We start from the raw sequence: 12,490 nt of genomic DNA, 5'->3' as shown, positions 1-12,490 counted from the left end.
ATTAATAACGCTAATACACGTATTCCCATGATTGAAATCATGGGCTTGAGGTTGGTTCTCCTTTCAAAAAACGTAGATTGAAAATTGAAAGTACCCCCTTGTAGAGACGCTCTTTATAGCGTCTCACGCCCCACATGAAAATTTGTATTACACCAATTTGTTTTAAGTTAAAAACTTCAACAAATTGGTAGTTCTATGTGATGCTGTCGCTAAACACATAGAACAGTTGGGGAGAAAAAATTATTGTTGATAAAATGGAATAGAATGGCAAATATAAAATTAGAATTTCATGTGAAATCAGATTTTTCTTTTTTAAAGAAAATTGAGGCGTTTATTTCTCTAACTTCTTGGGACACGATATCTAAAAATATTGATCTTTATGAGGGAGATTATATTAAAGAAGCATATAAACTAGATTTGTATAATTTTTTTTCTATCACTGATGTAAAAAGCAAGATTGTATATTCTTTTGACAAAGAAAATGCTTTAACCAATACCGAAAGTTCTTTAGTTTTTATTCTAAGTAATGAAAATATTTTTACAATTACCCATTATAGTAATGATGAAGATTTTTCTGAAGTTAATTTTTTAAATTTTGACACCTTCTTCTTCAACCTCTACAAAAGCCTTCCTAACGGCTTAGGCTATGTAAGTTGGGTGGATGTGGGGAATATGTTTGATTTTTTGGATAAGTATAGTTTTTGGGATAATATGGTTAAAGCTAACCCATTTAATCGTCAGGTATTTTTTTATCATTGCGTATCAACACCTGAAACTTTTGAAAAATACCACACCAAAGAACAACTCCTCAACTGCCCTTTTATCAAAGTAGAAGAATGGGAAGATGGTAGTATTGAAATGTTGCATTATAACAATCCATTAGATATAGAATCAGAGGAAAATATAGAGCAGCTTAGGAAAGTGAGGAAGTATCTGAGTGAAAATAATTTGTATAATTAATAAAGTACAAGCCAACCTACCACATTAGGTTGGCTTAGTATTTAATATTGGTAAATCTACCTCTGTAGAGACGCTCTTTATAGCGTCTCACACCCACAATATTTTAATGAAAAGTGAATAATGAAGAATATTATCGCTGAGTCATAGAAATAGCACGATGGATACGTGTAACAAATGCATCCTTCTCGTCTACAAAAAGACCAATTTTCTTGAATTTTTTTTGTTGACCATATAAGCCATGCCATGTTTCTTTCTTTTTAAGATGAAGGATAAGGTTATGACTTTCTAGATCACCTAAAACAGACATTTTAATAAAGTTTTTGTCCTCTAATGTCTTGTTTGAAACTTCTACTGATTCAATGGACGATATGGGAATAACAGTCTCTGCCATGATACCATATTTCAGATATAAATGGTCATGATCTATTTGGATTGGTCTTTTTGACATCGATCGAAGAAACCCGAAAATTTGAAGGCCAGAATAAATACTCAACAAGGTCAAGATGTTGGCAGCTAATGTACTCCACATCGATAATAATAAGTGAAAAACGAAAGTTTCTACGATGATCAAAAACAATAAAGCATAAAGTAAGGATATCGTTCCACTTTTATTAGTATAACTATATTCAAGACTTGACAATTTTCTTTTCTTCCAATGGATAAAACCATAATAAAATACACCGATTTCAATCGCTAAGGGTGCCACTAATTTTTCAGGAACAATCTCTTTACATGTCTTTTTTAGGATCGTAAAAAAGTCAAATGATTCATCTTTATTTTTTTTATATAAAGAAATAGCTTTATAGACTTTTGAAATTACAAAAGAGATAACTGTAAGTTCAATGATGGGAATTAACCAAGTTTTTGCTAATGCTAAATAAATAGAATGTTCTCCTTTTGGTAAAATATGTGATGCCATGAAAATACAGAAAATGATTAATGGAGCAACAGTAATCTTAGGTATTTCCGTATTACGAATTAATAAAAAATAAATAAATGGAATAGTAATCACAAAATCAGCTGTAATAGCCAAAGTTAAAGTATTTGTATGATGGAGTATAAAATTACTTTGAGATATGTAAATTAAACATAATACTAAAAAAAGAGTAGTGCCAAAAGCGGTAAATTGTTTACGGTAGAGTGTTAGTAATTGCATAGTAAAAGTTAGATTTAGAGTGTGATGAAGTAATATTCTAAATTTACAAAAAGTACCTTGAAATTCATGGTTTTAACCTCAATTAATTACCCAAAAGTAAACCTAACTTTTTTCAACTTTAGACTTTTTTACCACAAGAGTTGCTTTTTTTACACCTTCAAAAAATCCTAAACTGAGACCTTTGTATTGTCAATAAGAAATAAAAGAAGTCATCTCAACTTCGACATTAAAACTTAACAACAATATGAAAAATTTAATCACTATAGGTCTATCGAGCTTTTTGTTATTAGGAGCAGTAGGATGTGAAAACACTACAAAAGATAATCATTCAAAAGTATTAGATATTCCAGTTACAGAAGTAACTGTAAAAAATATTCCCGTTGAAAAGGAATTTGTTGGTCAAGTATATGGAACACAGGATATTCCTATTAGAGCAAGGGTTGAAGGTTATTTAGATGGGATGTATTTTTTAGAAGGAAGCCATGTTAAAGAAGGACAAAAGCTTTATAAAATAGATCCTTCAGAATATTTGGCAACGGTAGCCATGCGAAAAGGAGAATTAGCTGAAGCAAAAGTTACATTAACGAAAGCAAAAAATGATTTAAATAGAATACAGCCTTTAGCACAAATGAATGCTGTCTCACAATCTGATCTTGATGAAGCGATTGAGGCAAAAGGAGCAGCACAATCACTAGTAGAAGCAGCTGAAGCAAATTTAAGGTTAGCTCAGATCAATTTAGGGTATACTTCTATTAGTTCACCAATTAATGGAGTGATAGGGAGGACAGAAGCTAAGGTAGGAGAGTTTGTCGGTAAAGATCCAAACCCAGTGATATTAGATGTGGTTTCAAAAATTGATTCTGTAAACGTTCGTTTCTTCATTAATGAAAATGATTATTTAAAATTTGCTCGTTATGCTGCTCAAAAAGAAATTGAATCAGGTATAGATCAAGAAACGGAGTTAACAGACAATGGTTTAGATCTTATTTTCTCGGATAATCAAATCTATAAATTCAAAGGAACGGTTGATTTTATCAACAGAAATATTGATGAAAATACGGGTTCAATCTTAGTGCAAGCGACATTCCCGAATCCCCACGAAGTCCTTCGTCCAGGTCAATTTGCAAAAGTGAGATCAACAATTGATGTCATAGAAAATGGAATGATGATTCCACAAAGATGTATTACAGAAGTACAAGGTGAGTATTATGTTTATGTTGTCAATAGAGAGAATAAAATAGAAAGAAAAACGGTCGATTTAGGTATCACTTATAAAGATTATTGGGTAGTAAAATCAGGAATTAACAAGAATGATGTTGTGGTCTATGAAGGCCTACAAAAAGTAAAAGAAGGGACAACTATTCACCCTCAAATGATTCATGTTTCATCTAACATTGCTACTAAATAATGAATACTAAAAAAATCAAATCGAACTTCTTTGTTCGTCGCCCTATTGTTGCTATTGTGATTGCAATTATCACAACGGTAGTAGGTGCAGTATCGATTATTGGTCTTCCTATCGAACAATATCCAAACATTACACCTCCTGTAGTGGAAGTAAGAGCTACATATACAGGTGCAAGTGCTTTAAATATCGAACAATCTGTTGCTACTCCACTAGAACAAGACATCAATGGTGTAGAGAATATGATTTATATGAAATCGACCAACTCCAATGATGGTTCTATGTTGATTGAGACAACATTTGATGTTGGGTCAGATCCAGATATGAGTACAGTCTTTACACAAAATAAAGTTTCTACTGCACAGGCAAAATTACCCGAAGATGTAAAAAGAACAGGTGTAACGACGCAAAAAACAATGCCGAACATTACGGTATTAGTTTCACTTTATTCTCCAAACGGAACGTATGATCAAAAATATTTAGGAAACTATACGCTAATTAATATTAAAGACAGGCTTGCACGTATCAAAGGTGTCGGTAGGGTAAATGTTTATGGTGCCTCAGATTATTCAATGAGAATTTGGGTGAAACCAGATCTTTTAGCCAAAATGAATATTACGGTTCCCGAAATCAAACATGCTATTGAAAGCCAAAACTTAATTGCACCCGGCGGTAAGTTTGGAGGTGAACCTTCTCCTAAGGATACAGAATTTTCATATACAGTTTTACTTCCAGACCGTTTAGAAACTCCCGAAGAATTTGAAAAAATTGTAGTAAGAACAAATCCTGATGGTTCACAAGTAAAATTAAGTGATGTAGCCTCAATCGAATTAGGAACAGAAACTTACGATTTAGTGACAAAGTTGAATGGTAAACCTTGTGTTGCCATCGCGATGTACCAATTACCAGGATCCAATGCCGTTGAACTTCAAGAAAATGTTTTGAATACAATGGATGAATTGAAAAAGGATTTTCCAAAAGATGTAGATTATTATGTTTCATTAGATTCAACAAAACCGATTACAGCAGGTATTCATGAGATTATTGAAACGTTGATTATCGCTTTAATTTTAGTGGTATTGGTGGTCTATTTATTTATCCAAGATTGGAGAGCAACCTTAATTCCGGTATTGGCAATTCCAGTTTCTTTGATTTCAGCATTTATGTTCTTCCCTCTATTAGGGTTTAGTATTAATGTACTTTCATTATTAGGTTTAGTACTTGCCATTGGTCTAGTTGTAGATGATGCCATTGTTGTAGTAGATGCAGTACAAGTGTACATCGAGGAAGGCTATTCACCTAAAGAAGCGACGAATAAAGCAATGAGTGAAATTTCAGCTCCTATTATTGCTGTAACATTAGTTTTGGCAGGGGTATTTGTTCCAGTAGCGGCAATGTCTGGAATAACAGGAAGTTTATATCAACAATTTGCCATTACATTGGCCATTTCAATTCTTTTCTCAGGCTTAAATGCTCTGACACTTTCACCAGCATTATGTTCATTAATCTTAAAAGAACATACAGTTCCAAAAGGAGCGTTAGGGAAGTTCTTTAGTAAATTTAATGTTGCTTTTGATAAGAGTACAAAAAAGTATTTGGGTGTAACAAAAGTAGTAGCTCGAAAATTTACTTTAGGAATCATTTTTATCGTTGGTACGGCAGTATTAGCAGGAGTATTTGGGGTATCACTTCCTAATGGATTTATTCCTGAAGAAGATCAAGGTTATATCTATGTAAATGCTCAACTTCCCAATGCTTCTTCATTACAACGTACACAAAAAGTAATGGAAAAAGTGGAAAATATTGTTCTTGAAAATGAAAATGTAGAAGCAATAACAGTGAACAATGGCTACTCACTTTTGACAAGAAGTAATGCGTATAATTCAGGTTTCTCATTTATTAAATTAAAAGACTGGAGTGTAAGAGAAAATACAGCTTCAGAAATAGTAAATCAATTAAATAAACGTTTTTCTGAAGAAATTCCTGGCGCAAAAGTATTCTCATTTGGACCTCCTGCTATACCTGGTCTGGGTAATGGCTCTGGTTTTAGTATTATGGTACAAGATAAATCAGGTGGATCTCCTCAACATCTAGCAGAGGTAACACAAGAATTTATCAAAGCGGCGAATGAAAGACCTGAAATTGGAATGGCATTCACAACATTCTCTGCGGATGCTCCACAACGCTTTATTGATATCAATAAAGATAAAGCCTTGAAATTAGGAGTGAATCTTGATGACGTTTATACTACATTCGGTGCATTCCTTGGAGGTTCTTATGTCAATGATTTCAACAGATTTGGTCGATTATATAGAGCTTATATTCAAGCAGAACCTGAATACAGAGTGGACGAAAAACAATTGGATCTATTTTATGTAACTGCTAATGATGGTAGTAAAGTACCTCTTTCAACTTTAGTGGATGTAAAACATATTTATGGTCCAGAATATACCACACGTTTTAACTTGATGCGTGCTGTAGAAGTTACGGGTGGCCCTGCAGAAGGATACAGTTCAAAAGATGCGATGAATGCACTTGAAGAAGTAGCAGCAGAAGTATTACCAGATAATTTTACATACACTTGGAACGGTATGTCTTATCAAGAAGACCAAGCATCAGGTTCAGTGTATGCAATATTTGCATTCTCATTATTCTTTGTATTCTTAATCCTCGCAGCACAATACAACTCTTGGTCAATGCCCTTCAGTATTTTGCTTGGAACACCCTTCGCTATACTTGGTGCTTTCTTATTCTTATGGATTGCAAGGTTTTTCAGTTTAAGTTATTTGAACAATATTTTCGCTCAAATTTCTCTGATTATGTTGATTGCAATGGCAGCAAAAAATGCCATTCTAATTATTGAGTATGCTGAAATAAAATTCCATGAAGGGATGTCATTATATGATTCAGCTATTGAAGCAGCAAAATTAAGATTCCGCCCAATCTTGATGACATCATTTGCATTTATCTTAGGTGTTTTACCATTGGTTTTAGCCTCTGGAGCAGGTGCTGAAGCAAGAAAAGTGATGGGTGTAACACTTATCGGTGGTATGGGTATCGCGACTTTACTCGGTGTATTCTTCTATCCAATGTTATTCGTTTGGATTGGTAAAATCTTCAAGTATGAAGAAAAAAGAGACCTAAAGAAACAACAGGAATTGGAAGAAAATAATAACGATTTAATAGACTAAGAAAATGAAAAAGATACTAATAAACTTATCCACTTTAGTAGTTCTAATTAGTCTACTAGGAAGTTGTAAGATGGGGAAAGATTACGAGGCTCCAGTGATTGATACGCCTCTGGAATATAGATTTGGTGAAGATTCTTTAATCAATCAAAATGTAGATTCGATCATGGATTGGTCTATGTTGATTCAAGACCCAGTTTTAGATACTTTAATTTCAACTGCTTTAAGAAACAATCAAGATGTGAAGATTGCATTGCAAAGAATTATTGAAGCTGAGAAGTTATATAGAATTCAGAAAGTAAGTGCTAGACCAATGATTGGTTACAATGGACAATACCAATACGGGAATTACAATAATCTGAATATGCATGATCAACAAGGTGCATATTTTGGAGGAGGAAACTTGAATTGGGAAATTGACCTTTGGGGTAAAAATAAAAGACTTTCTGAAGCTGCTCAGGCAGATTATTTAAATACAATTTATGGCCTTCAGGCTACTCAAATGGAACTTGTCGCTAATGTATCGAAATATTACATAGAATTACTTAAAAATAAGGCGAGTTTGGAGGTTGCAGAAAGAACGTTGGCATCAAGAGACAGTTCTATGGTGATTATGGATGCAAGATTTGCAAAAGGGACAATTCCTGAAATTGATCTAAATCAAGCCCAAATCCAACAAGCGATTGCTGAAAGTGCAGTGCCAGTTTATAAAAGAGGGATCGTTCTCGCCGAAAATACATTAAGTGTTTTATTAGGAGACAATCCAAGGAGTGTGGTGACAGGTTGGGCATTGGCTGAACAACAATTACCTGATGCTATTCCTTCTGGTATTCCCTCTCAGTTATTAAAAAGACGACCAGATTTGATGCAATCTGAAGCAGCAATTATGGCTCAAAATGCAAAAGTAGGAGCAGCCATTGCAGATCGTTTTCCTTCTATAAACATTACAGGTGCAGGAGGCATTGCATCAGGAGCCTTATCGTCTGCAAATCTTTCAAAAGGAGCATGGAATCTGGGCGCAGGTTTAGTAGGACCTTTGTTTGAATGGGGAAAAAATAAACGAAAAATTGAAGCGGAAAAAGCACGACTTGAAGCCTCTATTTATGCCTATGAAAAGGATGTGAGGCAAAGTTTTAAAGAAGTGGAAGATGCTTTGGCTTCCATACAATACTATAATGAAGAAGAGGTAGCTCGACAAAAGCATGTAACAGCGGCAAAAAGTGCTGAATACCTCTCAAAAGAAAGATATGACAAAGGGGTGACATCCTATCTAGAATATCTAGAACAACAACGTTCTTCTTTCGATGCACAGTTACAATATGTAGAAGTAAAAAGTGAAATTTTACAATCGTATGTTGCATTGTATAAAGCATTAGGAGGAGGTTGGTCTCAAAAGACAAGTGATGAATAAATAGAAAAATATTTTAGTAAGAATTTCATATTGATTAGAAAAAGTTTGAATAACTAGGAAACCATTTTCACTTTGTGAGAATGGTTTTTTGTATGTAAATTCTCATTCCATTTCGATAAAAAAGTAACTAATTTTCAGCAAATATCAATCGTAATTTTATTGATTTTACCTTTTAAATAATACTTCTTGTATATTGATACTCAATTAAATTTAAGAAGATAAAAAACAATGAATATTTCTGATAAAGCTCCTGTAAAAGCTTATCTTCCAAGCGAAGATCGTTATGATACAATGCAATATCATAGATGTGGGGATAGTGGTGTTTTACTTCCACGTATCTCTTTAGGGTTATGGCATAATTTCGGTTTTAATGACAACTTTGGAAATGCTAGGAATATACTTCGAAAGGCATTTGATTTAGGTATAACGCACCTTGATTTAGCCAACAATTATGGACCTCCATATGGTTCAGCTGAAGAAAATTTTGGGAGAATATTACAGAAAGATTTTGCTGCTCATCGCGATGAATTATTTATTGCGACGAAGGCAGGGTATGATATGTGGCCAGGTCCTTATGGAAATTGGGGGTCAAAAAAATATCTGATCGCCAGCTTGGATCAGAGTTTAATAAGAATGGGATTAGATTATGTAGATGTTTTCTATCATCATCGACCTGACCCGGATACGCCCATGGAAGAAACAATGGGTGCACTTTCGCAGATCGTGAAACAAGGGAAAGCATTATATATTGGTTTATCAAGATACAGTGCTGAAGAAACACAAAGAGCGACTAAAATATTAAATGATTTAGGAACTCCAGTTTTAATTCATCAGTCAAAATATTCAATGTTTGAAAGGGAAGTTGAGGCTGAATTAATGCCAAAGTTACAAGAGCTTAATATCGGATCAATTGTATTTTCACCTTTAGCACAAGGAATGTTGACCAATAAATATGTCAATGGTATTCCTGAAAATTCAAGAGCAAAGAAGGACAATACCTATTTGAATATTGAAGCAGTAGAACAAAAATTAGATCAAATCAAAGCTTTAAATGAAATCGCTCAAGCAAGAGGTCAAAAACTTTCCCAAATGGCCATTGCTTGGTTGATCAATAACCCAGCAGTAACCACTGTATTAGTGGGGGCAAGTTCACCTGAACAATTAGTAGAAAATGTAGCTAGTTTAGATCAGCTTCAATTTTCTACGGATGAATTAAATCAAATAGAAGGAATATTGAAATAAATAAAAGAGGAATAGATGACATTGCATTTATTCCTCTTTTTGTATCTATAAAGTAAAAATTACATCATTAATGTAACAGTCACTTGAGTAGTTTCTTGTGTTGTAAAAGATACAGCCTCTTCAATAACAGCAGGACCTTTCTTTTGTAATGCAGCAGCACCTAAACCAGCAGCAGCACCAACGCCAGCACCAATAGCAGCACCTTTACCTTTATTCCCTTTTTTACCTGCTAAAGCACCAATAGCAGCACCCGCAGCAGCTCCACCACCAGCTTTCGCAGCAGTTTTACCAGTATTACTTTTACCTTCTAATTCAAAAGTGTCAGTTGATAACGCATACGTTTTACCTTCTACTTTTACAGAAGTTAATTCAATATGTAATTTAGATCTACCACCTAAAGTTTTTTGCTTTTTAGCTAAGACAACTTTAGCTTTTACGATAGCACCTGCAGGAACAACTGTTTGGCTATTCACAATAATAGGTTTAGCTACAGTCATTTGTACATTGTCACCAGTAACAACTTCATCAGTAGAAATTGGATTAACAGGTTTTACAGTAATTGATGTACCTTTTTGAATGGCAAACTGAACAGGCTTCGCTTGAGGCTTTGGCTTCGAAGCAGTAGGCTTTGAAGTTTCTTTTTTAGCACTAGCGGAATTGCTAGAACTAGAAGAAGAAGGTTGTGCTTTATCATCAGAAGCACTTACAACTACTTCCTCAGAATTTGCTTCTTCAGATTGCTTAGTAGCGTTATTACATGAAAAAGCTAATGTTGCACCAAGTAGCGATAATGCTACGAATTTGTTTAAATAGTTCATATTGTTGTGTTAAATGAATCCCAGTTTAAAAAGTGTTAGGGGAACTCAAATTCCAATGGAATAAGAAAACGAATATATTGCCAAAAATGAGTTATTCATATAAAAAGATTGATAAATTTACCTTTATTATGATATTTCATTTCAAAACTTAAATTATGAAAAACTATCATCAATCAATGATAGAATTCTAAATTAATTGCTAACTTCCTATTTTCAATTTTGTAACAAAAACAGATTAAGTTATGAAACCAATAACCTTTCTTCAACTTTCAACATTAGGTTTAATACTAACAATTTCATCTTGTTCATCAAATAAAAAATCTGATATTCAGCAAGATTTTACGGCAGAAGAATTAGAAAAAATCAGTGTAGATTTACCTGCTTCACATATAGATGAATCTACCGAGAAAAGTGTAATCCAAAGTATGCAGACTTACGCTAATAAGAATGTCATCTATTATGCAAATGATAAACAAATTGAAAGTTTAGATGATATTGATGGTGAGACTATAGAAAAACTGATAGTAAAAGGCGATACTATTTTTATTACCTATTAAATCATCAAGAATAATTGGTTGCAACCGGTTTAAATTCTCTTAAATAGTGATTGAAGTCATTATATATCAGGAGTTTAATTACTAATTTTAGCTAAGCTTAATGACTTACTATACATCAAGAACTATTTATAGAAAAGTAAAGAATAGCCTAAATAAGCTTTTAAATTATCCTTTGTAAACCTATTCAACTAAATATTTATTCCAATGATCAATGTAAATTTTAAAGTCCAAAAACTATTAATTGGACTCTGCCTGAATGAAGGAAGAACGATAGAGGAAATTGCACAACACCTCGGACTTTCTTCAAACCAAGATGAAATTCATGAAATTGTAGCGATTCTTGAAGATGAAGGGTATATCTATAATACCAATCTACATTACAAGAAAACAACAACGCAATTGACAGCGAAGGGAGCTAGTCATGCAAGTGGATTGATCGAAATTGTGCATTAAAAAAATCAACCAACACAAGAGGCATTGTTCTGAAATAGGGCAATGCTTTTTTTTAGATTTTTTTTAGCTAAGTAATTTTCTATAAAGAGATATATGATAACTTCCAAAATCATTTTTTATTAGAAAAATCAGAAAATTTGCTTCTAATAAAAAATCAATTCCAAATAAATTTTAATTTTTTTTAATGGAAATATGCACGTATGCGCTTGAATCGAAGATTGACGGGAAATCTATAATTTTCTTGAAAATTGGAGTATAAAAGTTTGGGAAATTTTTATTAAATTGAATCAACAATTTCTATTAAGAATTAAGTGGCCCGAATAGTATATTTAATATATTATTCGGGTTTTTTATTAAGATTTTAAAAACTTAACTATTTGATTCACAATAAAATCTGTTCTTAGTATCCTAAAATGCCCTGTTTGCTCCACTTTTACTAATTTACAAGCATCTCCCCAAGCATTATTTACAGCTTCTGATTGTGCAATATTGATCACCTTATCATTAATGTCATGAATAATTAAAGCCTCTTTTACATTGGACTTTTTTACGAAATCTGATACATTTTGGTCTTTAACTTTCAAATTAAAGTCACTTTCCAATTTATGAATCAATTTGTTTTTCACCTTATTTGATAGGCCTACGAATTCTGCAACCTCATCAATTCGATTTTCAAATCGATCAGGCGTAGTCAACATAATATATTTTGAAATTTGTGTTTTTTGATGATTCGATAAGCAATGAGTCGTACCCACACTACCAAAGGAATGAGAAATTATTTGATCAATAGAATAGGTAGTCAACATATAATGAATGATCGCACTAAAGTCTAACATTGTAGTTGACCCTTTATCGCTATATCCATGTGAAGGGGCGTCAAAGGCATGTACTGTATATCCTTCTTGGACTAGTTGAGGAATAATATCTGAGAAATTTCCAGCTTGACCTTCCCATCCATGAACTAATAAAATTTTCTTGTGTCCATTTCCCCAAGAATATGTTTGAATACCTATAGAATTGATTTCTACTTTCTCTTTTTGAGCTGTAGATAAAAATTCTACTTCATGAGGTCTTAGTTTGAAAACTTGAGGTTCTAATATTTTCTTATAAGCTTGTTTTACCACAAAATTAGGTGCTGCGGCTGAAAGTAATTTGATGAGTGGTTTCATAATTAATTTGTTTAGACAACAAAACTATAATCTTTAATTGTGAATAACAACTCATTCATTTTTGTGGGCAAAAAAATAAGGACAATTCGCCCTTATTTTAAAAATTTTACTAAGTGTAAAAAGTTAAGTAA

The 12,490-nt window shown here is 33.0% G+C and carries 10 protein-coding genes; 7 read left to right on the top strand and 3 right to left on the bottom strand.

All coding sequences use genetic code 11. The features are described 5' to 3' along the window. Positions 1-264: 264 nt before the first annotated feature. Positions 265-960, top strand: a complete 696-nt coding sequence (locus ACXAHM_RS18990) for a hypothetical protein (protein ID WP_474963211.1) — start codon at positions 265-267, stop codon at positions 958-960. Positions 961-1,090: 130 nt separating this feature from the next. Here ACXAHM_RS18990 and ACXAHM_RS18985 read toward each other — a convergent pair whose 3' ends face one another. Then, a complete protein-coding gene (locus ACXAHM_RS18985; protein WP_474963207.1) occupies positions 1,091-2,116 on the bottom strand; it encodes a hypothetical protein in 1,026 nt (341 codons plus the stop codon). A gap of 244 nt (positions 2,117-2,360) precedes the next feature. Between ACXAHM_RS18985 and ACXAHM_RS18980 the strand changes: the two genes are divergently transcribed. The 4 genes from ACXAHM_RS18980 to ACXAHM_RS18965 all read left to right on the top strand — a co-directional run bounded on the left by ACXAHM_RS18980 (position 2,361) and on the right by ACXAHM_RS18965 (position 9,362). Further along, on the top strand, positions 2,361-3,524 hold the full coding sequence (locus tag ACXAHM_RS18980) for an efflux RND transporter periplasmic adaptor subunit (RefSeq protein ID WP_474963203.1): 1,164 nt from the start codon (positions 2,361-2,363) through the stop codon (positions 3,522-3,524). Next, positions 3,524-6,712 (top strand): efflux RND transporter permease subunit, encoded by a 3,189-nt coding sequence (locus ACXAHM_RS18975; protein WP_474963199.1) that lies wholly within the window; start codon positions 3,524-3,526, stop codon positions 6,710-6,712. The genes ACXAHM_RS18980 and ACXAHM_RS18975 overlap by 1 nt, the downstream gene beginning before the upstream one ends. A 4-nt stretch (positions 6,713-6,716) precedes the next feature. Then, on the top strand, positions 6,717-8,120 hold the full coding sequence (locus tag ACXAHM_RS18970; protein WP_474963195.1) for an efflux transporter outer membrane subunit: 1,404 nt from the start codon (positions 6,717-6,719) through the stop codon (positions 8,118-8,120). A 228-nt stretch (positions 8,121-8,348) separates the two neighbouring features. Next, a complete protein-coding gene (locus tag ACXAHM_RS18965; protein ID WP_474963191.1) occupies positions 8,349-9,362 on the top strand; it encodes an aldo/keto reductase in 1,014 nt (337 codons plus the stop codon). A 59-nt stretch (positions 9,363-9,421) separates the two neighbouring features. Here ACXAHM_RS18965 and ACXAHM_RS18960 read toward each other — a convergent pair whose 3' ends face one another. Continuing rightward, complete coding sequence (locus ACXAHM_RS18960) at positions 9,422-10,180, bottom strand: hypothetical protein (RefSeq protein WP_474963188.1); 759 nt, start codon at positions 10,178-10,180, stop codon at positions 9,422-9,424. 242 nt (positions 10,181-10,422) lie between these two features. Between ACXAHM_RS18960 and ACXAHM_RS18955 the strand changes: the two genes are divergently transcribed. Both ACXAHM_RS18955 and ACXAHM_RS18950 read left to right on the top strand, forming a co-directional pair. Next, on the top strand, positions 10,423-10,737 hold the full coding sequence (locus ACXAHM_RS18955) for a hypothetical protein (RefSeq protein ID WP_474963186.1): 315 nt from the start codon (positions 10,423-10,425) through the stop codon (positions 10,735-10,737). Between the two features lie 204 nt (positions 10,738-10,941). Next, positions 10,942-11,190, top strand: a complete 249-nt coding sequence (locus tag ACXAHM_RS18950) for a hypothetical protein (RefSeq protein WP_474963182.1) — start codon at positions 10,942-10,944, stop codon at positions 11,188-11,190. 353 nt (positions 11,191-11,543) lie between these two features. Here ACXAHM_RS18950 and ACXAHM_RS18945 read toward each other — a convergent pair whose 3' ends face one another. Next, positions 11,544-12,359 (bottom strand): alpha/beta fold hydrolase, encoded by an 816-nt coding sequence (locus ACXAHM_RS18945; RefSeq protein ID WP_474963179.1) that lies wholly within the window; start codon positions 12,357-12,359, stop codon positions 11,544-11,546. Between the last annotated feature and the right edge of the window lie 131 nt (positions 12,360-12,490).

The sequence above is a fragment of the Flammeovirga sp. AWQ4_249 genome (genome assembly GCF_056161045.1).
Note: the sequence above shows the minus strand (reverse complement) of the source record. Positions and strands in the feature narration are given on the sequence as shown.